Annotated in this window: 19 protein-coding genes; 15 read left to right on the forward strand and 4 right to left on the reverse strand. The window is 62.3% G+C overall.

Annotated features, from left to right (window positions below; all coding sequences use genetic code 11):
- Positions 1–44: 44 nt before the first annotated feature.
- Positions 45–962, forward strand: a complete 918-nt coding sequence (cbbR, locus tag R1W00_RS05340) for a LysR family regulator CbbR (RefSeq protein WP_317261693.1) — start codon at positions 45–47, stop codon at positions 960–962.
- Positions 963–980: 18 nt separating this feature from the next.
- On the opposite strand, the gene R1W00_RS05345 is transcribed toward cbbR, so the two are convergent.
- Complete coding sequence (locus R1W00_RS05345; protein ID WP_317261694.1) at positions 981–4,844, reverse strand: hypothetical protein; 3,864 nt, start codon at positions 4,842–4,844, stop codon at positions 981–983.
- A gap of 110 nt (positions 4,845–4,954) precedes the next feature.
- Between R1W00_RS05345 and flgB the strand changes: the two genes are divergently transcribed.
- From flgB to R1W00_RS05410, 13 genes are all read left to right on the forward strand, one after another.
- The gene (gene flgB, locus R1W00_RS05350; protein WP_317261695.1) at positions 4,955–5,347 is read left to right on the forward strand and encodes a flagellar basal body rod protein FlgB; all 393 of its coding nucleotides are present in this window, start codon (positions 4,955–4,957) and stop codon (positions 5,345–5,347) included.
- Between the two features lie 2 nt (positions 5,348–5,349).
- Entirely contained in the window at positions 5,350–5,766 is a 417-nt protein-coding gene (flgC, locus tag R1W00_RS05355) for a flagellar basal body rod protein FlgC (protein WP_317261696.1), read from the forward strand.
- Positions 5,767–5,789: 23 nt separating this feature from the next.
- Positions 5,790–6,476 (forward strand): flagellar hook assembly protein FlgD, encoded by a 687-nt coding sequence (locus R1W00_RS05360; protein ID WP_317261697.1) that lies wholly within the window; start codon positions 5,790–5,792, stop codon positions 6,474–6,476.
- Between the two features lie 32 nt (positions 6,477–6,508).
- Positions 6,509–7,768 carry a flagellar hook protein FlgE gene (locus tag R1W00_RS05365; RefSeq protein ID WP_317261698.1) on the forward strand — a complete coding sequence of 420 codons (1,260 nt, stop codon included), beginning with the start codon at positions 6,509–6,511 and terminating at the stop codon, positions 7,766–7,768.
- Between the two features lie 12 nt (positions 7,769–7,780).
- Entirely contained in the window at positions 7,781–8,542 is a 762-nt protein-coding gene (locus R1W00_RS05370; protein WP_317261699.1) for a flagellar basal body rod C-terminal domain-containing protein, read from the forward strand.
- A gap of 79 nt (positions 8,543–8,621) precedes the next feature.
- Complete coding sequence (flgG, locus tag R1W00_RS05375) at positions 8,622–9,410, forward strand: flagellar basal-body rod protein FlgG (RefSeq protein WP_317261700.1); 789 nt, start codon at positions 8,622–8,624, stop codon at positions 9,408–9,410.
- A 14-nt stretch (positions 9,411–9,424) separates the two neighbouring features.
- Entirely contained in the window at positions 9,425–10,084 is a 660-nt protein-coding gene (locus R1W00_RS05380) for a flagellar basal body L-ring protein FlgH (protein ID WP_317261701.1), read from the forward strand.
- A 21-nt stretch (positions 10,085–10,105) separates the two neighbouring features.
- Positions 10,106–11,230, forward strand: coding sequence for a flagellar basal body P-ring protein FlgI (locus R1W00_RS05385; RefSeq protein ID WP_410901527.1), 1,125 nt, complete (start codon positions 10,106–10,108; stop codon positions 11,228–11,230).
- Positions 11,231–11,239: 9 nt separating this feature from the next.
- Complete coding sequence (locus R1W00_RS05390) at positions 11,240–11,551, forward strand: rod-binding protein (RefSeq protein ID WP_317261702.1); 312 nt, start codon at positions 11,240–11,242, stop codon at positions 11,549–11,551.
- On the forward strand, positions 11,548–15,678 hold the full coding sequence (locus R1W00_RS05395) for a FlgK family flagellar hook-associated protein (protein ID WP_317261703.1): 4,131 nt from the start codon (positions 11,548–11,550) through the stop codon (positions 15,676–15,678). The genes R1W00_RS05390 and R1W00_RS05395 overlap by 4 nt, the downstream gene beginning before the upstream one ends.
- Positions 15,679–15,690: 12 nt before the next feature.
- Positions 15,691–16,959: a flagellar hook-associated protein FlgL gene (gene flgL, locus R1W00_RS05400; protein WP_317261704.1), complete on the forward strand. Its 1,269-nt coding sequence runs from the start codon at positions 15,691–15,693 to the stop codon at positions 16,957–16,959.
- A gap of 39 nt (positions 16,960–16,998) precedes the next feature.
- A complete protein-coding gene (locus tag R1W00_RS05405; RefSeq protein ID WP_317261705.1) occupies positions 16,999–17,961 on the forward strand; it encodes a transglycosylase SLT domain-containing protein in 963 nt (320 codons plus the stop codon).
- A 193-nt stretch (positions 17,962–18,154) separates the two neighbouring features.
- Complete coding sequence (locus R1W00_RS05410; RefSeq protein ID WP_317261706.1) at positions 18,155–19,255, forward strand: sigma-54 dependent transcriptional regulator; 1,101 nt, start codon at positions 18,155–18,157, stop codon at positions 19,253–19,255.
- A gap of 62 nt (positions 19,256–19,317) precedes the next feature.
- Here the strand turns inward: R1W00_RS05410 and fliD are convergent, their stop codons facing one another.
- The 3 genes from fliD to R1W00_RS05425 are packed head-to-tail and all read right to left on the reverse strand — an operon-like array spanning position 19,318 to position 22,994.
- Entirely contained in the window at positions 19,318–20,976 is a 1,659-nt protein-coding gene (gene fliD, locus R1W00_RS05415) for a flagellar filament capping protein FliD (protein WP_317261707.1), read from the reverse strand.
- A 54-nt stretch (positions 20,977–21,030) separates the two neighbouring features.
- A complete protein-coding gene (locus R1W00_RS05420) occupies positions 21,031–22,218 on the reverse strand; it encodes an OmpA family protein (RefSeq protein WP_317261708.1) in 1,188 nt (395 codons plus the stop codon).
- Between the two features lie 14 nt (positions 22,219–22,232).
- The gene (locus tag R1W00_RS05425) at positions 22,233–22,994 is read right to left on the reverse strand and encodes a motility protein A (RefSeq protein WP_317261709.1); all 762 of its coding nucleotides are present in this window, start codon (positions 22,992–22,994) and stop codon (positions 22,233–22,235) included.
- A 312-nt stretch (positions 22,995–23,306) separates the two neighbouring features.
- Here R1W00_RS05425 and R1W00_RS05430 point away from each other — a divergent pair, with 312 nt between their 5' ends.
- A complete protein-coding gene (locus R1W00_RS05430; RefSeq protein WP_317261710.1) occupies positions 23,307–24,803 on the forward strand; it encodes a flagellin in 1,497 nt (498 codons plus the stop codon).
- Positions 24,804–24,958 lie beyond the last annotated feature (155 nt).

Here is a 24,958-nt window from a genome sequence, read left to right on the forward strand (position 1 = left end):
AATAAGAAATTTAATAAGGTGTAAGGTCGATTAAATAAAAATAAATGGCAAACAACGCAGCTATATCTTTCAAACAGTTACGCGCTTTGATTGCGGTAACAGACTGCGGCTCGATAACGCAGGCGGCCCAACTTTTGGGTCTGACACCCCCCGCCGTACATACGCAGCTGCGTCTTTTGGAGCAGAATTTCGACTGCAAGTTGCTGGATCGCAGCGGGGCCTCGCCCAAATTGACCCTTCAGGGGCAGACGGTTCTGGAGGCCGCGCGCGCTATCGATTCGACCCTCGGGTCCTGTGCCCAACACGTGCGCGCCCTGAACGAGGGCAAAGAGGGTCAGGTGGTTCTGGGCGTGGTGTCCACCGGCAAATATTTCGCCCCCGGTCTGGTGGCGCGTCTGCAAAAGGCGTTTCCACGGATTGAGGTGGTGATGAAGGTCGGCAACCGTGATCTGGTTCTGGGGTGGTTGCAGAACCGCGCGCTTGATCTGGCGATCATGGGACGCCCGCCACGGATGCCGCCGGTGGTGTCGGTCCCCCTTGGTCAGCACCCCCATGTCATGATCGCGCCCCCCGAACACCGTCTGGCGCAAATGGCCGAGGTGCCTGCCGATGACCTGCTGGATGAAACGATCCTGTCGCGCGAAGAGGGCTCGGGCACCCGTATCCTGATGGCGCGCTATCTGGACCGCGTGGGGCAGGGGCGCCCCTATAAGACTGTTGAACTGGGATCGAACGAGACGATCAAACAGGCGGTGATGGCGGGGCTTGGGCTTGCGCTGATCTCACGTCATACGGTGACCGATGAACTGGCCGCCGGACGGTTGGTGGAATTGCCGGTGGCGGGCCTGCCCCTCGTGCGGCAATGGTTCTTGCTGCACCATGAAGACATGCCTCTGACCCAAGCGGGCCGCACCGTCCACGACTTTATCGCCGCGCAAAACGGGTCGTTCCTGCCCGCCTAGGGGGTAATTCGCGCCGGCCTAAATCTCGTCGGCCACCGTGGCGGGGGTATCAGGCCCGTCGACAAATATCTCGCCCTCGCGTTCTTCCTCTTCGGCCATGATGGCTGAAACCTCGGCAAAGACCGCCGCCATATCCAGCATCTGAATAGGCTTGCGCACGGGCCGCGAATCCATAGCTTTCTCAGGCTCAGGCTCAGGCTCAGGCTCAGGCTCAGGCTCAGGCTCAGGCTCAGGCTCAGGCTCAGGCTCAGGCTCAGGCTCAGGCTCAGGCTCAGGCTCAGGCTCAGGCTCAGGCTCAGGCTCAGGCTCAGGCTCAGGCTCAGGCTCAGGCTCAGGCTCAGGCTCAGGCTCAGGCTCAGGCTCAGGCTCAGGCTCAGGCTCAGGCTCAGGCTCAGGCTCAGGCTCAGGCTCAGGCTCAGGCTCAGGCTCAGGCTCAGGCTCAGGCTCAGGCTCAGGCTCAGGCTCAGGCTCAGGCTCAGGCTCAGGCTCAGGCTCAGGCTCAGGCTCAGGCTCAGGCTCAGGCTCAGGCTCAGGCTCAGGCTCAGGCTCAGGCTCAGGCTCAGGCTCAGGCTCAGGCTCAGGCTCAGGCTCAGGCTCAGGCTCAGGCTCAGGCTCAGGCTCAGGCTCAGGCTCAGGCTCAGGCTCAGGCTCAGGCTCAGGCTCAGGCTCAGGCTCAGGCTCAGGCTCAGGCTCAGGCTCAGGCTCAGGCTCAGGCTCAGGCTCAGGCTCAGGCTCAGGCTCAGGCTCAGGCTCAGGCTCAGGCTCAGGCTCAGGCTCAGGCTCAGGCTCAGGCTCAGGCTCAGGCTCAGGCTCAGGCTCAGGCTCAGGCTCAGGCTCAGGCTCAGGCTCAGGCTCAGGCTCAGGCTCAGGCTCAGGCTCAGGCTCAGGCTCAGGCTCAGGCTCAGGCTCAGGCTCAGGCTCAGGCTCAGGCTCAGGCTCAGGCTCAGGCTCAGGCTCAGGCTCAGGCTCAGGCTCAGGCTCAGGCTCAGGCTCAGGCTCAGGCTCAGGCTCAGGCTCAGGCTCAGGCTCAGGCTCAGGCTCAGGCTCAGGCTCAGGCTCAGGCTCAGGCTCAGGCTCAGGCTCAGGCTCAGGCTCAGGCTCAGGCTCAGGCTCAGGCTCAGGCTCAGGCTCAAGGCCCATGCTCACGCCCGTGTCTTCAGGATCATCGCCGTCGTCGCTTTCGTCGCCGACCTCTATCACCTCGTCAAATTCCGCACTCGGCGTCTCGTCCTTGGCGACCTCATCGAGGCCCATGAGGGCGTCGAAACCGTTCTCCTCATCGGCTTGTTCCCCGAGGCCCATATCATCAGTGGTCTGTTCGACAGGCCCTCCATCGAGATCATCCTCGCCAACCTGCGCATCAGTCTCTTCAGCAAAAGCGGCAAACGGGTCCGGCATCGCCCCCTCGGTTGCATCAACCTCCTCATCGTCAAGGTTGTCTGTGTCCCCAACGTCCAAAGACGGCTCTGCTGCTTCACTCTCGCAGGCGGGTGCAGGAAGGTCGACGGGATCTTCTACGTCCTCATCATCCTCCGCAAAAGCTTCATCGACCGGCGCAGTGCCGTCAGCCTCTTCTGCTGTCTCGACAATCTCCTCAGCCGTCTCTTCCGTGACCGTCTCCTCTTCGGCAGGGTCCTCAAACGCGGCAAACGGGTCAGGTGCGGTGTCCTCTGCGGGCACTGCGAGGTCATCAGAGACGGTCTCTTTCGCGGACGCATCCTCGTCCGCGATGTCGTCCATCATCTCAGACATCAAGGACGGTTCTTCGGCAGTATCTACATCTTCCTCAAGGGCCTCAGACACAGGCGCGGCGCCGTCCGCCTCTTCGATGGTCTCGTCGAACACCTCAGCCGCGTCGTGCGTGACCGGCTCCTCTTCGGCGCTATCCTCAAACGCGGCAAACGGGTCCGGTGTGGCGTTGTCGTCGGGCGCGTCGACTTCATCGGTGCCATCGTCTGCGATGTCGGTCTCGTCCGCGACGCCGTCTGTGATGTCGGTAGCCGCGGGCGGGGCGTCCGGCGCTTCGTCCTCAGGGTCGGCCTCTTCTGAGGTGTCTGCATCCCCGTCTTGATCAAGGACATCTGCAGTAGGGTCGTCCGCGTCTATTGTGATCTCCTCAATCTTCTCGTCGGCAACTTCTTCAACGCTCAGTGCACTGGCCGCTTCGTCCTCATCTGCGGTAGGGGCTTCCTCTGCATTTTCCTCAAACGCCGCAAACGGGTCCGCAGTGGGGATCTCCTCGGGCGGCTGTACATCCTCGACAGACGGTTCGTCCTTGGACGGTTCATCCGCCTCGGTGTCCATGTCCTCAGCGGTGTCAAACGCCTGCAGGGCCGCCAGGGGATCATCCTCAGCTTCGTCGTCATGGTCGTCGTCCGAGGGCTGATCGCTCTCGGTTTCGGGGGCGAGGTCTTGTTCCTCGTCGACGTCAGAGGTCGCAAAGGGATCGGCGCTCTCATCCTGTTCTGGCGGGGTGGGCTCCTCGGGGGCATCAAACGCCTCGAGCGCGGCCAAAGGGTCGTCTTCGTCCGATGGTTCTGCGTCGCCGTTGTCGTTGTCGTCGACCGCAACTGCGTCCTCTTCCTCGGTGGTGTCGGCGCGTTCATCCTCAAACGCAGCGAAGGGATCGTCGGCCACCTCTTCAACCTCGTCCGATGCTGGTTCTGTCGGTTGGTCGCCCGCGTCGGCCTCGTCTTCCGCAAATGGATCGAGCGTCTCTTTGTCGGGCGCATCGTCTTGGGTCGGCTCGGTTGGCGTGTCCTCCTCAAACGCGGCGAACGGATCGGGGGTGTCGATTGCCTCGGGCGTCCCGGGCTCTTCGTCGGTCTCGGGGGGCGAGGTTTCGGTCGTGTTCTGTGGTGCGGGCTCGGCCTCTTCGAACGCGGCAAATGGATCGTCTGTAGCCAGCGCCTCAGTCTGCGTCGCATCATCGGCGGCGGTTTCTGCGTCTTCGAATGCGGCGAACGGATCCTCGGGCGTCTCGTCGGTGGCAGATGGCTCGCCCTCATCAGCATCGAGCGCAGACATAAGGTCCGAGAGATCCCCGTCGCCTGTGTCTTCAGCGGTCGGGGTGTCGTCCCCGTCCCCAAACGCGGCCATCATGTCCGACAGATCCGAGGTTTCGGCGTCGGCCTCGGGGGTGGGTTCGGCGTCGTCTTGGTCAAAAGCCGCCATCATATCGGACAGATCGCTGTCCGGTTTCGGGGCCGTGTCCGTGGGGGCGTCCGCGTCGTCAAAGGCCGCCATCATATCGCTGAGGTCGGTGTCCGCCTTGGGCGTGGCATCGGTGTCATCATCGTCACTGCCGAACGCGGCCATCATGTCGCTGAGATCGGTATCGGGTTTCGGGGTCTCGGGCGCATCGCCGTCGCTGTCATCGCCAAACGCGGCCATCATATCCGACAGATCACCACCCGCATCCGCCGCAGGCGTATCACCGTCGTCGTCGGGCGCATCAAAGGCGGCCATCATGTCTGACAGGTCATTGTCGGGGGCGGCTTCGGGTTCCGGTTCGGCCAGCATCGAGGCGACACTGTCGAGATCGACCATCGAGACGACCGGTTCGGGCTTGGGTTTGGGCGGGGGGGCTTCTTCGACCACCTCTTCTTCGACCGGCTCGGGGGCGGGCTTCTTTTTCTTGGTCGCCTTTTTGGCGGGTTTGTTCAGCGCCTCAAGCTGTTCATTGAGCAGTTTCAGGCGTGAGGACAACAACACACGACGCGCGGCCGGTTCGCCCTCGGACGTGAACGCGGCCCCCATGCTGGAACTCAATTCCAGCGGGTCATGCTTGCGCAGACGTTTCAGCACATTGGTCACACCTGTGCGCAGCGCTTTGGCATAGGGCGTTTCGCCTTCGGGGGTCGACGTCTTTTTGCCGGTCATGGGGTCCTCTTGTGGTCGATGCCGTCCAACTTGGCACTTTCCTTGCAAATAACGGTCCAGATTGCCGAAACCGGCACGTAAAAAGTGTAATTAGTCAGAAAGACGGGCCAATGACCTCGATCAGGGACCATCTGGGCGTACATGCAAGCGCGCTGCAACTGCGCGAACAGCGGACCGAAATCCTTGCGTCCAACATCGCGAACGCGGCGACGCCGGGCTTTAAGGCGCGGGATTTGAACTTTGCCGCAGAACTGGAAAAGGCGGGCGGAATGGGCCCGATGAACACCAGCCACGCGCGCCATATTCCGACAGGTGCAGGTGCAGGCGCGGGGGCGGGGGGCCTGTCCTACCGCGTGCCGACCAACCCGTCGTTGGATGGGAACACAGTCGAACTGGCGGTCGAGCAGATGGAGTTTTCGGAAAACGCCCTGCGCTATCAGACCAGCCTGACCCTGCTCAACCGTAAAATCACCGGTCTGATGACCGCCATCAAAGGGGAATAATCATGTCCGAGGTTCGCAACGTATTCGACGTCGCCGCGCGCGCCATGTCCTCGCAAATGATGCGCCTGAACACGGTCGCATCGAACATGGCCAACGTGAATTCCGTCAGTTCCACACCCGAGGGCGCGTTCCGTCCGCTGCGGCCTGTGTTCGAGGCCCAATATAGTGACGCCATGGCCCAATCGGGCCTGTCCACGGTGGATGTTTCGGGGGTTGTGTCGTTGAACCGCGAGGCGGCCAGCCTCTATCGCCCCGACCATCCGTTGGCCGACGAGAACGGGTTTGTCTACCAATCCACCGTAAACGTGGACGAAGAGATGGTCGAGATGATGGAAGCCAGCCGCCAATACCAAAATAATTTGGAGGTTGTTTCGACCGTTCGCGAAATGATGGCACGAACCGTGCAGATGGGCCGCTAAGCCATCTGCAGAAAGGGTAGCCGATGAGCACAACGATTAACACAGCACAGGTCCCGACGGGGGTTCAGGTCTATGACACCGATCCCGCCGTGCAGGGCAGTGGTGGCCAGACCGATCTGGGCCAAGAGGACTTTCTGCGCCTGATGACGGCGCAGTTGCAAAACCAGGACCCTCTGGAGCCGATGGATAACAGTCAATTCCTGGGTCAGATGGCCCAATTCTCAACGGTGGCGGGTATCGAACAAATGAATGCGACATTGAACGCGGCAATCGGCGAAATGGGTCAGTTCCGCGTGGCGACGGCGTCCACTTTCCTTGGTCAGCAGGTTCTGGTGCCGGGCACCACCGCGCGTCCCGATGATGCGGGCACGATCCAAGGGGTGGTCGATCTGCCCAACGCCGTCGATAGCCTGACCGTCACCTACAGCAACGCCGAAACCGGCGCGGTGCTGGCGGTGCAGGATTACGGCACACAGCCCGCCGGATTGGTCGGGTTCAATTGGGATGAGATGCCACAGGATCTGGTCGATCAGAACACGCAGGTGCGCATCTCGATCGAGGCCGAAACGGCAACGGGTCCGGCGACCCTGACGCCTTCGGTCTTTGCCGAGGTCATGTCGGTCGAGATGTCGCCCGACAGTTCCGACATCACCCTGCAAATCGAAGACTACGGCGCAATGAACAGCATGGAGGTCACGGTCCTGCGGTAACGCAGACACCGTTCACCAAGGAGTACCAGTAAATGTCAGTAAATATTGCCGTCACGGGCCTGAATGCGGCCCAGACCGACATCGCCAATACCTCAAACAACATCGCCAACGTGGGCACGATCGGCTATCGCGCCAGCAGCACCGAGTTCGGCGATATGTACACCAGTTCCCCCTACACAGACCCCAGCACCACGGTGGGTTCGGGCACGGAACTCTTGGCGGTCAAACAGGACTTTAGCCAAGGCACCGTCACCAACACCGGCAACACCTTGGACATGGCGTTGCAAGGCGCGGGCTTCTTTGTGATGCAGACGGAATTGGACGGCGGGTCCGAAATTTACACCCGCGCAGGGTCCTTTGGTCTGAATTCGGACGGGTACGTGGTGGACTCGGGCGGTAATTTCCTCATGGCCTATCCCGTAGCCGAAAACGGTGAAGTCCTGTCGATGGAAAACAGCGCCCTGCAACCGGTGTCGATCCCGCTGCAATCGGGCAATGCGACCGCGACCACCGCGATTGATATGTCGGTGAACCTGTCGACCACCAACAGCGGACAGCAGGCCGCCGTGCCCCCCGCCGCCGCGTTCGATTTCACCGATCCGACGACCTATGCCTCCAGCTCGCCCATCAGTGTTCTGGACGCCGAGGGTAAATCGCTGGACGCGATGGTCTATTACGTCAAGACCGCGGAACCAGATGGGGTGAACACCGAAACGACCTATACCGCCTATCTGGTGGTTGAGGACGAAATCCTGACCCCCGCCGATCCGGCGGATGCTGAATTGACCTTTGACCAGTTCGGCGTGCAACTGACCGGTAACGGGGCGGTAGACTACAGTTCGGCAAACTACGATCTGTCGGTGGATATGTCGGGCTCGGGCCTGCAACAGAATGCCACCGCCATCATCAGCTATGCCCAGAACGGCGAACAGGTCAAAGGCCTAAGCGGTCTGGAAATCGACAACAACGGCGTGATCTATGCCAGCTATGGCGACGATCTGCCCACGGCTGTGGCGCAGGTGGCCTTGGCCAACTTTTCCAACCCGCAAGGCCTAAAACCCATCGGCAGCGCGGATTTCACCGTCTCGACCGACAGCGGCCTGCCGATCATGGGGCAGGCGGGCAAGGCGGGGTTTGGCGAATTGCGCTCCTCCGCTCTTGAGAGTTCCAACGTCGATCTGACCGAGGAACTGGTCAATCTGATCTCGGCCCAGCGGAACTATCAGGCGTCGGCCAAGGCGCTTGAGACCTCCTCGGGTCTGGCCCAGAGCATCATCAACATCCGGAACTAAGGATAATCCGCCATGGATCGGATGATCTTCACCGCCCTGAATGCGCTGCATAACATGCGCGACACCCGTGTCGTGCAGGCGCAAAACCTTGCCAACCAGAACGTGCCGGGCTTTCGCGCCGATCTGCCGAACGAGGGCAGCACCAGCTTTCTTGAGGCGATGGGCAGTGAAACCACCCGCGCGTTTCAGTTGGAAATGGGCAAGAGCGGGTTTTCCGATGAGGCGGGGTTCCTGTCCCCGACCGGCGAGGCGATGGATATCGCCATTGCCGATCAGGGCTATTTCTACATCCAGCCCGAAAACGGCGAGCCCGCTCTCAGCCGTCGTGGTGATCTGCGACAGGGGGCGGACGGGGTGCTGCGCGACGGGGCGGGGAATGCCCTGCTCGACACGGCACTGGCCCCCATCGCCCTGCCGCCGCACCGGTCGGTGACGATCAACGAGGTGGGCGAAATCTGGATCGAACCCGTAGGCGGCGCGCCGGGCGCGACCCAGTTGGCCGCGACGATTGCGACCGTCATTCCCGATGACACCGTGCGCCTGTCGAAATCCGAGGACGCCAATATCCGCAACCTCGACGGCGATCTGCCCCCGCCCAATCAGGGCGGCAAGGTATTGCAGGGCGTGCTTGAGGGCAGCAACGTCAACACGATCAACGAATTGATCATGCAGATCGACAACCAGCGATCGTTCGAATTCGGCGTCCAACTGGTCACCACGGCCAAGGAACTGGACGAGGCGGGCGCGCGTCTGCTGCGCATGCCCGAAGGGTAAAATCCCGCGACTTGGCACAGGCCTTGCACAGATAGTCTGACCCCACTGTTCGGGGATACGAGTATCAGGAGTGCAGTCTATGTCAGCCAGTGCAATGCACGTCGCCAAGACCGGTTTGAATGCCCAGCAATCCCGCATTCAGGTCATTTCCAACAACCTGGCCAACGTCAATACGACCGGTTTCAAACGGGATCGGGCCAATTTTGAATCGCTGCTCTATCAGGTCCATCGCCCCGGTGGCGCGCAGACGTCCGAGGCGACACAGCTGGCCTCGGCCTCGGCCATCGGGACGGGCGTGCGCATGGTCAGCACGGAAAAGCTCTATACCCAAGGGTCGATGATGAACACCGACAACGCGCTCGATGTTGCGGTGGACGGCATGGGGTTCTTTCAGGTGCTGCTGCCCGACGGGCGGATCGGCTATACGCGCAACGGTTCGTTCTCGCTGAACGCCGAGGGCACGCTGACGACATCCAGTGGCTATGTGGTCCAGCCCGAAATCAACATCCCCCAAGACGCGCTGAACGTCACGATTTCCGCCGACGGGATCGTGTCCGTGACCCAGCCGGGTGCGGTTGACCCCCAAGAGGTGGGCCAGCTAACGCTTGCGACATTTGCCAACCCCCGTGGTCTGGAGCCGGTGGGCGAGACGTTCGTCGTTGAAACCGTGGCCAGTGGCGCGCCGGTGGTCGGCGCCCCGTTGCAGGACGCGACCGGCAAGCTGGTCCAAGGGTCGCTTGAGGCGTCCAACGTCAATGTGGTGCAGGAACTGGTCGATATGATCGAGGCCCAACGCGCCTATGAGGTGAACTCAAAATCCATCTCGGCCTCGGACGAGATGATGCGCTTCTTGTCGAATAATCTGTAAAAGGTAGCCCGTTTATGAAAACCCCGATCCTGTGTCTGGCGGCCCTGTCGCTTGCGGCCTGTTCCACCGATATCGAAAACGCCCGCAGCGCCGATTACGCGCCGGTCTATCCCGTGAATGCCCCCGTTGATGACGGGTTGATGCCCACGGGCGCGATCTATGGCGGGGGGGCGGCAGGTCTGTTTGCCACCGACCGCCGCGCGGCGCAGGTGGGCGATATCTTGACCGTGGAACTGTCCGAGAATTTCGCGGCCAGCAAATCGCAAGGGTCCTCTACCAGCAAGACCGACAACTACGGCGTCGATATTCCCGATCTGCTGACGGGCGGGTTTGATGACGCGTTGCTGGGGGGCGGGTCGTCCTCGTCCTTTAGCGGGACAGGCTCGGCGACGCAGAGCAACTCTCTCACCGGTCGCATGTCGGTCAGTGTTGTGCGGGTGTTTCCGGGCGGGAACCTTGAAATCCTTGGCCAGAAAAAGCTGACCCTGAACAATGGCGATGAATACATCCGCCTGTCGGGGATCGTGCGTCAGGCCGACATCAGTTCCGGCAATATTGTTCAGTCCGAGCGGATCGCCAACGCCGAAATCAAATACATCGGTGCGGGCCAGATCGCGGATGCGGGCAAAAAGGGCTGGCTCAGCCAGACCCTCGATACGATTTCTCCGTTCTGATCTGAGGTAAAGGATCCGGTTATGCGTGTGTTTTTGCGGTGTGTTCTGGCCCTAGCCCTCTGCGTTGCGCCCACTGGGGTGATGGCGGATCGGCTCAAGGATATGGCCTCGGTCGCCGGTGTGAGGTCGAACCCGCTTGTGGGCTATGGCCTTGTGGTCGGCCTGTCGGGAACGGGGGACGGCAATTCGCGCCTGACGCTGCAATCCATGCAATCGCTGATCTCGCGTCTGGGGTTGGAAACGGACACCACGGACCTGAACGCCAAGAACGCCGCCGCCGTGATGGTGACGGCGGAGCTGAGCCCGTTCATGAAACCCGGTCAACAGATGGATGTCACCGTGTCGACCGCCGGTCAGGCCAAGTCGCTAAAAGGTGGGACGTTGTTGATGACGCCCCTGATGGGGGCCGATGGGGAGGTCTATGCGATCGCACAGGGCAACCTTGTCGTGGGTGGCCTTGGGGTTGAGGGCGGCGATGGCTCATCCCTGACCGTGAATATCCCGACCGTGGGCCGCGTGCCGGGTGGCGGCATGGTCGAACGCACTGTGCCGACCGCCTTTTTGGACAGCGAGTTCATGATCCTGAACCTGCACCGTCCCGATTTTTCCACCGCCGCCGCCGTGGCCGAGGCGGTGAATGAGATCTTCGGCCCCGAGGTCGCTGTGCCTCTGGATGGGACATCCGTGCGCGTGCGTGCGCCGTCCAATCCCGCACAGCGCGTGTCGTTCATGGGTCTGTTGGAAAGCATTGAGGTCGATCCGGCCCCGCCGCCCGCACAGGTCATCGTCAACGCCCGCACCGGCACGATTGTCATCGGCGGCAATGTCCGCGTGACCCCCGCCGCCGTCACCCATGGCAGTTTGACCGTCCGCGTGAATGAGGATTTCAACGTCGATCAGGGCGCAACGGTTGTCGCTGGCAATGACGGTGTGGTCGTGGCCCCCGATGATCCCGTGGTGACGCCGGACACTCAGGTCACCGCGTTTGAGGAACCCGCAAAGGCGTTTGTGTTCGATCCCGGTGTCTCGCTGTCCTCGCTGGTGGATGCGATCAACGCGGTGGGGGCGACCCCGTCCGATCTGGTTGCGATCCTTGAGGCGTTGCATCAAACCGGTGCTCTGCGCGCCGAGTTGATCGTGATCTAGGGGGCAGTGATGGACCTGCCCAGCATTTCCCGCTCTGGTCTGCCGCTGAACGCAGGCGCCCCTGATGCCACCCAGCGTGAGCAGCAGTTGCAAGAGGCCGCCCGCGCGTTCGAGAGCATTTTCCTGCAACAGATGATGAAGGCCGGTCGCAACACCGAACTGGGCGATGACCTGTTTGGCAGTTCCGCCGTCGATACGACCCGCGATCTGCTGGATGAGGCCGTTACGAACAGCGCGACCAACGGGCCGGGTCTGGGCATTGCCGAGGCGGTCTATGACCAATTCGCCCCCCATGTTCTGGGCAGGGGGTATAAACGATGACCACCACCGGCAACCTGATGAACGTGGCCCTGAGCGGGCTGCAGGCCTATCGCACCGCGCTGGGCGTCACGGGTGAAAACATCGCCAATGTCGAGACCGAGGGCTATCACCGCCGTGATGTGGTCCAAGAGGAACTGCGCGGCGCACAGCCGACGCCCTTTGTCTCGGGCACATCGGGGCAGGGGGTGCGGGTCACCGATATCCGCCGCGCCTTTGACTCGTTGCTGGCGGATCGGGCGCGCGATACCGGATCGGCCCTGTCTGCCGCCGAAACCTATCTGCCCGCGATTGAACAGCTTGAGGAACGCATGACGCCGGGCCTTGGCGGGCCGATCGATTCACTGGACAAGATGTTTGCCGCCATGACGGGTGCGGCCGTGGCCCCCGACGATGTGGGCCTGCGCAATGTGCTGATTGAGGCCGCAGATGCCTTTGCCGCATCTGTGCGCGATCTGGCCGCCGATCTGACCGCCCTTGGCGATAGCCTGATGGATCGCGCCACCAAAACCGCGACCATGGGTACCGAAATCCTGCGCCAACTGGCCGAGACCCAAGAGGTGTTGAACGCCACCGGCGACAGTGCGGCGCGCAACTCAATCCTCGACCGGCGGGATAAACTGTTGTCCGATCTGGCAGGGATTGTTGAGATCAGCGTGACGCTGGATGATCGCGATATGGCGACCGTGACCCTTGGGGATAATCCGCAGGGGCCGATCCTGTTGGAGCGGGGCCGCGCCGCGACCCTGTCGGTCACGGAAACGGGGTTGGTCGAGGTGACACCGGGGACCGTCGGGGCCACGACCCAGACGCGCATCCCGTCGGGCGGTCAGGTGCAGGGCCTTTACGACGCGCTGGGCGTGGTGGCCGATACGCTGGTCGATCTGAACGATTGGGCGCGCGGTCTGGCCGCCGAGATCAACGCAGTCCACGCCAATGGCGTCGATCTGGACGGGCAACCGGGCGGGGATATCTTTTCGCTGGACGGTTATGCGGTGACCCCTGCGGTGATCAACCGCGGCACCGCTTATGCCGAGATCGAGTTGAACGATGGCGGTCCCGCACCAAACGCGCCGATGCTATTTGTGTTTGACGGCGCGGAATGGCAGGGCACCGATGGCGACGGGAACGCGATTGGCGCGGGCGCGGGGCGCATAAACCTGCCAGGCCTCAGCGTGAATTTCTATGGCGATGCCGAGGCGGGCGATGCCCTGTCTCTGTCACCGACGGATGGGGCGGCGTTGAACATGACGCTTGTCCTTGACGATCCGCGCCGGATCGCCGCCGCGGGATCGGTCATTCTGGCGGCTGCGCCTGAAAACACAGGCACCGGCGTGATTTCCGCCGCGCCCTCGCGCCCTGATGCGCCCGACGGGGTGACCGATCTATCCACCATCTTTGGCGCGGCCCCAAATGGCACCGATGCGGTGACGTTTTTGCAGGGCGGCGCGGTCGGAGTGATCCCTGCGGGAGCGGGGTCCGCGACCCTTTATAGCCTTGGCCAGCAATCCCAGATGCAATTCCCCGTCGGGACCGGCGCGGCGGGGGGCTCGCCCCTGAACGTGACGGTGGACGGGGTGGCCTATAGCTTTGATCTGACCGCGCTCCCCGCATGGGGGGATTTGGACGGTTTGGCGACGGCCCTGAACGGACCCGATGTGATGACCGGCGATGAAATCACGCTGGGACAGGCGGGGGTGTTCGCCTCGGTTCAGGACGGGGCGCTGACCCTGACCGCCGGTTCGGGCACGATTGATGCCGCGAGCTTTGCGGGAACCGCTGCCGCCGTGACCGAAATTGCCGCCGACGGGTCGGATGTGCGCGTGTTCACGCGCGAGGGACGGCAGTTGTCCGGCCCCCCCCTGACCCCCGAAGAGGCGGCGGCGTTCCTCACCCAAGGCAACGGGTTTGTCGAGGGCGCGACCTATGACACGTCCCTGTTGAACCGCGCCGAGGGCTATCGGGCCCTGACCCAGACACGGGCCAATGCGGCGGGGGATTACCGCGCCGACATCGGGGCGACCTATCCGGTGGTGACGTGGTCGGGCACCGTGCCCGCGCCCGCCGACCCGATCAGCGACGTGTCCCTGTGGCTACAGGGCGACGCGATCGGCACGGTCACCTTGCCCCAAGGCAGCAGCGCCAAGCGCGCCGCCGAAACCCTGTCTGACGCGTTCCCCGTCGCGGTCTCGGCCAGCACGCGGGTGATGCTGGAGATCCCCGATGACGGGGCGGTCAGCTTTAGCCTTGAGGGCGACAACCTGACCCCGCTGGCCCTAAGCACAACGGTATCGGGCGGCGATCTGGGCACCCTCACGGATGAGATCAACACCCTGTCGGGTCAGACCGGTATCCGCGCGGAACTGTCGCCGGATCGCTCGCGCATCCTGCTGTCCCATGATCAGGGCGAAACGATCACCCTGTCGCGGTTCACCCATTCCACAGGCGGGGCGGTGAACCTGACCCGCGTCGATGACGCGGGTGAGCCGATTGAGGGCGCAACGACCCTTGGCGGGGCGACGGGCGTGGATGCGGCGCGGCTGCGTGGGGTGATGACCCTGACCTCGCCGCAGGAGTTCGACATCACGGTGGATGGCGTCGCCGCAAGCACCGCGCGCGACACGCTGCAATCGGGGATGGTGATGCGACAGGTGTCGCAGGCCGGTGGCGCGCAGGCGTTCACCTTTGCCTTTGATCCCGCGATTGACGCCAGTCAGGGCGACGGGGTCAGTTCACTGGCCGGTGGCGCGCAATACGACATGGCGATTGACACCGGCGCGGGCGATCCGTGGGCCGTGACCGTCACCAGCCTGTCGGACGATCTGCAAACCAACGCCGATGTGGCCGCCGCCATCGCCGCCGCCTATCGCGAAGACGCCCCGAGCAGCCGGATCACCGGTCGCGCCCTTACCGCGCTGCCCGCCGATGGATTGGGGACCAGCGTGTTTTTGGGCGATCAACGCTATGACCTCTTGGTTGAGGGCGGTGAGATCACCGTGACCGGCCCCGAGGACGGGCGCGTCACGGCCTATTTCGACACCAGCAACCAGTTGGTCGTGGAAACGGTCGGCGGTTCGGTCAATGGCGATGCGCTGCGCCTTGGGGACGTGCCGCGCAACGCGGTGGCCTTTGGCGTCGATAGTGTCACCCGCGATCTGATCGGGACGGCGGTTGATTTCGACACGCTGCCCGCGGGCGCAAACAGTTTTGACATGGTGGTCGACGGCACGACGCATTCGATAACCGTGACCCGCGCGGGCGGCAACGTGATCCCGTCTGTGCCCGCCGATTTTCCGGGTGCGGTTGCCTATGACGCGGGCACACAGCAGATCACCTTTACCCTGAACGACCCGACCGTGTCGGTGGACATCCCGCCCAGCGAGATCGCCACCTCGGCAGGGTTCCAGACCGCAGGCGCGACCCTGTCCGTGGTAGAGGGCGCGTTGATCCTGCAAACGACCGACGGGCGCGTATTGGACACCGACATCACCGCCAGCAGCCTTGCCGACAACCGCATCACCCTGAACGGTCTGCCCGATGAGGACCTGTTGGTGTTCATGTCGGACACGGGCGCGCTTGGCCTTGCGGGGGCGGTCGATATCCCCGCCGATCCGCCGCTGAACGGGCCGGTGGAACTGCGCGTTCTGGATGGCGCGCGCGGCTTGGTCGAGATGGTCGATATCGCGTCGGGTGCCTCTATCGCGACGCGGGTTCTGGACGATACGGGCAGCGCGACCCTTGGCGGGTTTTCCGTCACCTTGTCGGGCCAGTTGAACACCGGCGACCGCTTTACGATCTCGCCCAACACGGACGGGACGGGGGATGCCCGCAATCTGGAAACCATCGGCGATATGCGCCTGTCCGATCCGGATGAGGGCGTGGGCGGGTTTGCCGTTCTCTATAATCGGTTGCTGACCGATGTGGCGGCCAAGGTGACGGGCGCCGAAACCCGTGAAGAAACCGCCACCGCCCTAAAGCAAGGCGCCGATCGTGACGTTGCCAAGGGTGCCGCGGTCGATCTGGACGTCGAAGCCGCCAACCTGATGACCCAGCAACAGGCCTATCAGGCCAACGCGCAGGTCATTCAGGTGGCACGCCAACTGTTTGACACGCTTATCAACTCGCTCTGAGGGAGCTAGGCCATGACCATTGGAACCTCGATGTTTTCGCAACTGAACGCTCAGGCCTTTAGCCGCGTGGGCGCGGAAATTGCGGATCTGCAGGAACAGATTTCCTCGGGCAAGAACGACCCGCGCGCCTCGGCCGATCCGGTGCGCTCGGCGCGGTTGTCGGTGGCGCGGGAACAGAAATCCAGCCTTGAGCGCTATGACACGAACCTTGGCCAGTTGGAGAGCCGGTTGAACCTGACCGACACGACCCTGTCCGAGATCACCAATATGACCCAGCGGTTGAACGAAATCACCCTGCGCGCCGCGTCCAGTTCCGTCACCTCGGCCGAGCGGGAGACGCTGCAGATCGAGGTGGATGAGTTGAAACAGGGCCTGTTGGATCTGGCCAATACCCGTGATGAGATGGGGCGCAACCTGTTCGGGGGCTATCGCATGTCGGGGCCTGCGTTTGAGGACACGTCGAACGGGGTGCAGTTTCTGGGCGACGGGGGCGTGCATGCCTTGCGGGTTTCGGAAACCTCAACCTTGCCCAGCGGGTTGAACGGCTCGGACGCCTTCATGTCCATCGCCGCCGGCGAGGGGGCAGAGCGCTCGGTCTTTGACCTGATCGACGATCTGTCGGCCTCCCTTGGGGTGGGCACGGACAAATGGCAGGACGAGGTGCAGGGCGATTTCGGCATCACGCTGGACCTCGCCCTGACCCGCGCGCCGCAAACATGGACCATGACCGTCTCAGGCCCGTCGGGTGCCGCCGAGGTCAGCGCGGAATTGGTCGCCGGCGCGCCCGCACCGATGGTCGATGCGATCAACGCGGTCTCTGCTGATACCGGTGTAACGGCGACCCTGTCCGATGACGGGCAGACGATCGTCCTGAACTCCCCCGAGGGCGCGGCGGTGTCGGGGTTTGAAACCGACCCGTTGCGGCGTGATATTCTGGCCCGTGTCGGCGTCTATGATCGCGACGGTAATCAGGACGGGGGCCGTATCCCCGTGGTCGCCGAACGGATGATGCCCGATGCCCAGGTCTCTGCCCTGCGCACGGTCAGTGACCACATGGCCGATCTGCGCGCCAAGGTCGGCTCGCTTGGCGCTGTGGTTGAGGCACAACAGAACACGATCGAAAACCGCATGGTCGCCCTGCAACAGGCCATCGCGGAGCTTGAGGATCTGGATGTCGCCGCCGCGATCACCGAATTGCAGTCGCTGATGCTGACCCGTGATGCGTCGCAACAGACCTTTGCACGGATCACTCAGACGTCTCTGTTCGACTATATCCGCTGATCTGAAGCCGGTTGGCGCGGGGTTTGCAATCAACCCTGCATGATGACACGCCTGAGCAAAACCCGCCCCTATCGCACCGCCGTCGGTTTGTTGACGCTGGCCCTGACGTGGACAGTGTTCACGCCCGCCCATGCGTCCGTGCCCGACTGCGAGGCCTTGGCGCGGGTGGCGGGGCTTGAGACCGAATTGCCGTGGGAATTGCTGCCCGCCATTGCGCGGGTGGAATCCGGGATCGACATGGGGGGTGGCGCGCGCACCGCGTGGCCATGGACCCTGAACGAGGGTGGGCAGAGCCGCTATTTCAAGACCCGCGACGAGGCCCTGAGCTATCTCAAAGACGCGGTGTCGCGCGGTGTCACGAATATAGATGTGGGCTGTATGCAGATCAATTATCGCTGGCACGGGGAAAAGTTCCGGACGCTGGCGGATATGCTGGACCCTGAACAGAACACCGCCTATGGTGCGCTGTATCTTAGCAACCTGAACCGGCATCTGGACGATTGGGCGGCGGCAACCGCGCGCTATCATTCCTCTGATCCGACGCGGGGAAGCGCCTATTTCCAAAAGGTTAGCGTGGCGCAGGCCGAGTTGAACCGCACCACACCCGCCTTGCCCGGTACGGGGGCGGGGGCGTTGATGGCGATGTCGGACGCGCCTGCGATGGGCTCGACCCTTGGCGATACGCGGGGCGGCGGTGTCGTGTCTCGCGGTCGTGGGATCACGGCGGCATCTGCCCTTGGGGCGTTGATCCATGTGCCTGCGGGTGCTGCGGCCAAGGACCCCTTTGCCGACTATCCGACCTTGCCCGACATGCCCGCATCGGGCGAGGGATTCCAACTGGCCGCCACACCCGAAACCGACGGAACACGCGCCATTCCAGAGGCCCTGATGGGGCGGGCGGATATGGTGCGCGCGCTGCAGGCGGACTTTGCCGCGCAACCCGTTGGCGATTCTATGAACATTGTCCACAAGGGTGTCGACGGAACGACGTTTGGATTTTGACGGTCGCAAATCGCGCCAAAAATACCCCACAAAGTATATATACATACGGGCATTCGTAGTTTCGACTATGCCCTTGCCACCGCGTCCCACCACTTCGCGTCAATGAAACGTCGCGTCCGGCAATCTACCCTAAAGTGAAAATGACACCCAACAGCCACACTCACGGGCACCACTCACGAAACGGGGACACGGGATGACGACACATTGGGCGCCGAACGGATCGGATCAGACAGACGCGGGCGACATCCTGCCAGAGGTTGAACGCCTGTTGGTGGGCAGTTCCGAGGGCATGAAGCAGGTCAAACGGTTGATCAGCATGGTCGCCCCCGCCGAGGCCCCCGTGATGGTTCAGGGCGAAACCGGTGTGGGCAAGGAACTGGTGGCCGAGGCATTGCACGCCGCATCCGGTCGCTCGGGTCCGATTGTCGCCGTGAACTGTGCGGCGATCCCGTCCGAGCTGTTGGAATCCGAATTGTTCGGCCATGAAAAGGGCGCGTTCACGGGGGCCGAAAAACGCCGCATTGGCCGCGTCGAGATGGCCGAGGGTGGGACGCTGTTTCTGGACGAGATCGGCGATATGCCCCTGTCGCTGCAGGCCAAGCTGCTGCGGGTTCTGGAAAGCAAACGCATTCAGCGCGTCGGTGGCAACGAAGAGATCCCCGTGAACTTTCGCCTTGTGACGGCGACGCACCGCACGTTGGCCGAGGATGTTGAGGCAGGGCGGTTCCGCGCCGACCTCTATTTCCGGATCAACGTATTTCCCCTGATGGTGCCGCGTCTGGCGGAGCGCACCGGCGATATTGCCGAAATTCTGGAACGGATGATCGAACAGCAAACCGCGCGCTCGCCGAACCTGAACGCGCCGCATTTTACGCTGGATGCGATCCGCGCGCTGTCCGCCTATAGCTGGCCCGGCAATGTGCGCGAGCTGCGCAACCTGATGGAACGCGCATTGGTCATGTTCCCCGGTCGTCTGATCCAAGAGGCCGATGTGCAAACCGCGCTTCTTGGCGGGGCGATCAAGGGCGGAGCGGCGAACGGTGGCGCACGCAGCACCCTGCAACCCGGTGCTTTGCCGGGGCCGGATATGTTCCATGTGACCCTGCCCGAGAGCGAGACCTTGGACATGCGGGGATACCTGCGCGATATCGAGGCCGCGCTGATCGAAAGCGCCCTGCGTCAGAAAGAGGGCTGTGTCTCGCACGCCGCCGATGCCCTGCGTCTGCAGCGCACGACGCTGATTGAAAAGATCAAAAAGCTGGGGATCGAAAAGCCCGCCGCGCGTCCGATGTAAGCGGGGCAAGGGATGCGAAAAGGCCCGCCGGTTTGGCGGGCCTTTTTCGTTCGTGATCCGCGTTAGTTATCCGCGTTCCACGCGTTGACGAGGTTGGTAAGGTACTGGCCCGTCGAATTCATCTCTGTGATGATCCGCTCCATCTCGGCAAAGCGGCGGATATAGCGTTCCTCAAGCTCAATCGCCTGTAGGTTCAGGTCATTGATGCTGGCCTGATCTTCGGTGATCGTGTCGCCAAGGGCACGTTCACGCCGCCCGATCATGCCGTTGTCGGCAAGGATCGCGTCCAACTCGTCGCGCATGGTTTCCGTCAGGCTTTTGCCATAGGTGATCGTGGCGGCGGTGGTGTCGGCGGGGACGGTGATCGACACGCCCGCCAGATCGCCGGAATAGGCGCGATAGCGGATTGTGCCATCATCCAGCGGGGTCGCGATGACCTCGGTGCCGTTCAGAGTGGCATATCCGGTGTCGGGGTCACGCACGAAATCATAGCTGCCCGCGGGGGCGCCTCCGGTGATGGTGCCGCTGACGGTGATGTCGGGGCTATCGGCGCGCAGACGGTCGGTGACAATCGCATCGAAGAGGGCGGGGTTGGCGGCAAACGCCTCATCAAACACGGTGCGGTTCAGCGACAGCGAACCATCGCGCAGGGTCTGCACCCCCAGATCGGACAGATAGACCGGCGCGTCGCCAAAGCCCTCAAGCCCGCCGTTGATCAGGCTGTTCAATCGGCGACCAAGCGCATCGGCCACCGGATCGCCCGCTAGATCGCCAGCCGCCTCACCACCATAGGCGCGCCGTGTCACATCGCGCACAAAGGAGGTGGTGGTGTTGAGCTGATTGATCAGGGCGTCGAGCACGACAAAGGCGCTTTCGCCATCTGCGGTGACCGAGACGGTGGCGGGGGTCGTCGAGACCTCATTCAGGCGCAGGGTCACGCCGTCGATCACGTCGTCAAAACTGTTGCTGTCGCGAAAAACCGCGATCCCGTTCAGCAAGACCATCGCGTCACTGGCGGCTTGGACCTGTTTGTCGGCGTTGGTCGTGGTCGTGTCGAACCCCGCGATGTCGATGCCGGTGCCCGTCGGGGTGCCCGCCGGTGTCGCGGTGAGGCGCAGGGCATTGCCGACGCCGAACTCACTGCTGACCCCAAGGGACACCGTGCCGTCGCCCACGTCCAGAACCCGCGCGGTGACGCCGGTCACGGCGGACAGTTGATCCGCCAGATCCTGCAGCGTGGTGCCCTCGGCGATTTCAAGCGTCACTGGGGCGTTGTCGGGGTTCTGGGCGAAACTTTGGGGGATTTCCTCGCCAAACCAGACACCGGTCTCAATCGTGATCGTCCCCGCGTCCAGCGTCGCATCCGGCCCTGCAAAGCCCGAGAATTCAAGCACTTGGGGCAGGGCAAGTGCGACGACCTCAATCTGGGTATCGGTCAGTTCGGCCGCCGTCACATCATTCAGGGTCGCAGTGACCGAGGCGTTGGAACTGAACACCGCCGTAGAACGCGCGGTCGAGGCCAGCGCAAGCGATTGATCGAGCGCCTCAATCTCGGCGCGCACAAGGCCAAGAGCGGAAATCGACGTTTCCGCGTCGTCGATCCGGTCCTCGATGATGTTGCGCCGTGGGGCGGTTTCGGCCTCGGCCAATTCGCCGGCGACCTGTGTGATATTCAGGCCCGACCCCGACGAATTGAGGCTGCTAAGGATATCGGTGTTCATCGTAACTCTTTCACTTGTACCTTGAACAACGGACAGGGGCGGGCCGGTCTTAGATCAGTACGAGATTTCGATCTCGATCCGGCGGTTCTTTTCCCGACCTTCGGCGGTGTCATTGTCGGCGACCGGTTTGCTTTCGCCCATGGACTGGGCGGTCAACCGTGTCGGATCAATCAGGCCCGAGCCACCGAATTCGCGCACCACACTGGCCGCGCGCGCCGCGCCCAGACCCCAGTTGTCCCGCAGGGGCGAGGATTCACTGAGGGGCACGTTGTCGGTGTGGCCCGTCACGGTGATCTGGCCCGCGTCGGTCATGGCCGAAAACGCGATGCGCGACATGATTTCCCGCGCCTCTTGGGTCAGATCGGCCGAGCCTGAGGGGAACGCACCGCCCGCGCCGACGGTCACAAACACCTTGTCGTCGCGTTGTTCGATTTCCACGAGGCCTTGGGCGATTTCCTGTTGCAGGGCGACCTGTAGGCGGCTTTCGGACACGCCTGCGTTTTGCAGGGATTCCATAGACGGGGAATTGCCGCCCGAGTTGGGTTGATCGCCGCCCTCGTTGGCCTCGGACAGGCTCTCGGACAGTTGGCGCAGATCATCGGCTAGGCCGGACAGTTGCACATCCTCGCCGTCCTGACCGGTCTTTTCCTCGGCCTGATCAATGGCCTCGGCGGCCTCGGCGAATTGTTCGGCCATTTTCTGTTTGGCCTCTTCGGGGCTGCTGCCCTCAAACCCTTGAAAGTCCAGCGTCACCGCGCCGTCCTTGACCTCGGCCTGAACCATGCCGGACTTAAGCGCCTCGGTCAGGGCATCGACCAGTTCCTGCGCCACCTCTTGGGACACATTGGCGACGTCCTGACTATCGGTTTCGCCGTCCTTTTGCGTGGTCTCGACCTTTTTCTTTTCGACCTCGGTGGTCTGCTGTTTCAACTCTTGGGTCACAGTCATTGAGGGCGAGGGCGAGAATTTCAGCTCAAGCGTGGTGGTGCCGCGCGGTTGTTCCACGACGGGCATTTCCTGTTGCACACCAAAGGCATTTTTCAGGGAACCGGCGATCATCTTGAACTTGGGCGAGTTGAACTCGGCAAAGGACAGGATCAGAACGAAAAACGCCATCAAGAGGGTCGCCATATCCGCGAATGTCGCCATCCACGCGGGCGCACCCACCGGCGGACACTTCGGGCAATCCTCTTCGGGGGGCGCTTCGACCGGAACGGGAAGGGGGATCGGCTTTTTGGCCATCTCTCATGCGCTCCTTAGGCCGCCATCAGCTTTTCTTGGGCCTTGGGCGGCAGCGAGGCCACCATCTGTTCCTGAACATTGCGCCCGCTTTCGCCACGGGAAATGTTGCGCAGACCCTCAAGCACCATCTCGCGGTAAATCACCTCATCTGCGGTATAGCCTTCGAGTTTGGTGATCATGGGGGCAAACAGAACGTTCGCGATGAACGCGCCATAAAGGGTCGTCAACAACGCAACCGCCATCGCGGGGCCAATCGCCTTGGGGTCGGCCATGTTGCCAAGCATCTGCACCAGACCGATCAGCGTGCCGATCATGCCCATCGCAGGACCGATATCGACCCAGCCTTTCAAGACGCCCTGACTGTCCTCGTGGCGCTTTTTCATCGACTTGATCTCTTGGGACATCTGCTTGACCAGCTTGGATTCATCCGCGCCGTCCACCAGCATCTGTAGACCCTTTTCAAAGAACTTGTCGGGGACCTCTTGGCCCTCAAGCGCCATCATCCCGTCCTTGCGGGCGGTGTTGGACAGTTCGACCATCCGTTCGATCAGGGCCTCTATATTCTGGGGCTTGGGCATGAACACCTTTGCCATCGCGCCAAAGCTGCCAAAGAAGACGCCCATCGGCGCGGTGTACATCACCGCAAAGAAGGTGCCGCCGAACACGATCAGGATCGAGGGCACGTCGACAAACGGGCCAAGACCGCCCGCCGAAATCATCGCACCGATGATCATGCCAATCGCGCCGATAAATCCGATAAGCGAGGCGATATCCATTCCGCTTCTCCGCGTGTTGTTTCCAAGACCTCACTGGCAAAATCCGTACCAAACAGATTTCCGGGTCTCAGTTACCTGCAGCGTCCCGCGCGGGCGAAAGTTTAGGGGAAGGGGAAAATAATGCGCCGACGCAACGTGTGTCGCCGCGCGGATTTCACGCGCATTATAATGTCACCCGCGTCGGGGGCGAAAATGCGCATTTCTGATAAAAACAAGAAAATGAAGGGGATTTCAGTTTTTTCTAAACAAAAATCGCGAACCCCCCGTTTCCAAAAATAGGCGCCCCCAAGCGCATCCCTGAAGGAGACGGCTATGACCACCATTAACACCAATATTGGCGCGATCTCGGCACAGGCCAACATGAGCCGCGTCAACGACGAATTCAACAACGCCATGACCCGCCTGTCCTCGGGCCTGCGTATCAACGCAGCCAAGGACGACGCAGCCGGCATGGCGATCGCAGAAAAAATGACCGCACAGATCATGGGTCTGAACCAAGCGGTCCGTAACGCAACCGACGGCAAGAACCTGGTGGACACCACCGAGGGCGCGCACGTCGAGGTGTCCTCGATGCTGCAGCGTCTGCGCGAACTTGCTGTTCAGTCTGCCAACGACACGAACACCTCGTCCGACCGGAACAACCTGTCGGCAGAAGGCAAGCAGCTGATCCAGGAAATCAACCGTGTGGCCAAAGACACCACCTTTAACGGTATGAACATTCTGGACGGCTCGTTCTCGAACAAACAGTTCCAGATCGGTGCTGACGCGGGTCAGGTTCTGAACCTCGACGTCGAGAGCGCCGCCGCAACCGACATCGGTGCACACCAGATCAAGTCGAACGTATCGCTGGCTGCGGATGCAACCACGGCTGCGACCGACACCGGTATCACCGCAGGCACGACCCTGAACATCACCGGTTTCGCAGGTTCGGCTGAGATCTCCACGACCGCAGGTATGTCGGCCAAGGAACTGGCAGACGAGATCAACAGCATCTCGGCCTCGACCGCGGTGCGTGCATCTGCCGTGACCAAGGCGAAACTGTCGGACTTCTCGGCGGCCTCGACCGTTACGTTTGAGGTCAACAACGTCTCGATCGGGACCGTTGCGATCTCGGACACCAGTGACCTGCGCGGTATCGCAACGGCGATCAACAACCAGACCGGCCAGACCGGCGTGACCGCCAAGATGGGCACCGACAACTCGGAAATCATCCTGACGGATGCTTCGGGCAACGACATCAGCATCACCGGCTATGACACCGGCGTGGATGACACCACCATGGATGTGACGGTTCTGAACTCGGACGAAACGGCCGCTGGTGCGACCGCAGGGACCCACACCACCACCATGACCGACACGACCTCGGCGATCACCGACGCCTTTGTCACCGGCCAAGTCGAACTGACCTCGACCAAGCTGTTCTCGGTTGGTGCAACCGACACCACCGCCGGTGAGAGCTTCTTTGAAGCGGCGGCCAACACCTCGGAACTGGAATCGGTTGCAGAGATCGACCTGTCCGACGCCGATAGCGCCGCCAAGGCCCTGACGGTTCTGGACGTCGCCCTGCAAAAGGTTAACCAAGCCCGTTCCGACCTCGGTGCTGTGTCCAACCGTCTGGACAGCACGATCTCGAACCTGACGAACATCACCGTCAACGTCGAGGCCGCGCGTTCGGGGGTTATGGACGCCGACTTTGCCAAGGAATCGACAGCTCTGGCCCGCGGTCAGATCCTGTCGCAGGCCGCAACGGCGATGCTGGCTCAGGCGAACTCGTCCCAGCAGAACGTCCTGTCCCTGCTGCGGGGCTGACGGTTTCCCGACACGCAAAAATGGACCCGGCGCGCAATCGCCGGGTCTTTATTATTTTTCAAAGCATTAAAAGTTGGCCTTCGCGTCTTTTAGTAGGGGTGTTTCGCGTCAAATAGATTGTTTGAATGACGCCTAAAACCGGCGCACCTTTTGCA

The organism is Rhodovulum sp. FJ3 (genome assembly GCF_032918305.1).
Taxonomy (GTDB): Bacteria; Pseudomonadota; Alphaproteobacteria; order Rhodobacterales; family Rhodobacteraceae; genus SAT37.

Coding starts and splice junctions, on each gene's coding strand:
- cbbR (WP_317261693.1), top strand. CDS start 45: ATGGCAAACAACGCAGCTATATCTTTCAAACAGTTACGCGCTTTGATT.
- R1W00_RS05385 (WP_410901527.1), top strand. CDS start 10,106: ATGCGTGTGTTTTTGCGGTGTGTTCTGGCCCTAGCCCTCTGCGTTGCG.
- R1W00_RS05390 (WP_317261702.1), top strand. CDS start 11,240: ATGGACCTGCCCAGCATTTCCCGCTCTGGTCTGCCGCTGAACGCAGGC.
- R1W00_RS05405 (WP_317261705.1), top strand. CDS start 16,999: ATGATGACACGCCTGAGCAAAACCCGCCCCTATCGCACCGCCGTCGGT.
- R1W00_RS05425 (WP_317261709.1), bottom strand. CDS start 22,994: ATGGATATCGCCTCGCTTATCGGATTTATCGGCGCGATTGGCATGATC.
- R1W00_RS05380 (WP_317261701.1), top strand. CDS start 9,425: ATGAAAACCCCGATCCTGTGTCTGGCGGCCCTGTCGCTTGCGGCCTGT.
- R1W00_RS05420 (WP_317261708.1), bottom strand. CDS start 22,218: ATGGCCAAAAAGCCGATCCCCCTTCCCGTTCCGGTCGAAGCGCCCCCC.
- flgB (WP_317261695.1), top strand. CDS start 4,955: ATGACCTCGATCAGGGACCATCTGGGCGTACATGCAAGCGCGCTGCAA.
- flgC (WP_317261696.1), top strand. CDS start 5,350: ATGTCCGAGGTTCGCAACGTATTCGACGTCGCCGCGCGCGCCATGTCC.
- R1W00_RS05365 (WP_317261698.1), top strand. CDS start 6,509: ATGTCAGTAAATATTGCCGTCACGGGCCTGAATGCGGCCCAGACCGAC.
- R1W00_RS05410 (WP_317261706.1), top strand. CDS start 18,155: ATGACGACACATTGGGCGCCGAACGGATCGGATCAGACAGACGCGGGC.
- R1W00_RS05395 (WP_317261703.1), top strand. CDS start 11,548: ATGACCACCACCGGCAACCTGATGAACGTGGCCCTGAGCGGGCTGCAG.
- flgL (WP_317261704.1), top strand. CDS start 15,691: ATGACCATTGGAACCTCGATGTTTTCGCAACTGAACGCTCAGGCCTTT.
- R1W00_RS05360 (WP_317261697.1), top strand. CDS start 5,790: ATGAGCACAACGATTAACACAGCACAGGTCCCGACGGGGGTTCAGGTC.
- flgG (WP_317261700.1), top strand. CDS start 8,622: ATGTCAGCCAGTGCAATGCACGTCGCCAAGACCGGTTTGAATGCCCAG.
- R1W00_RS05370 (WP_317261699.1), top strand. CDS start 7,781: ATGGATCGGATGATCTTCACCGCCCTGAATGCGCTGCATAACATGCGC.
- R1W00_RS05345 (WP_317261694.1), bottom strand. CDS start 4,844: ATGACCGGCAAAAAGACGTCGACCCCCGAAGGCGAAACGCCCTATGCC.
- fliD (WP_317261707.1), bottom strand. CDS start 20,976: ATGAACACCGATATCCTTAGCAGCCTCAATTCGTCGGGGTCGGGCCTG.
- R1W00_RS05430 (WP_317261710.1), top strand. CDS start 23,307: ATGACCACCATTAACACCAATATTGGCGCGATCTCGGCACAGGCCAAC.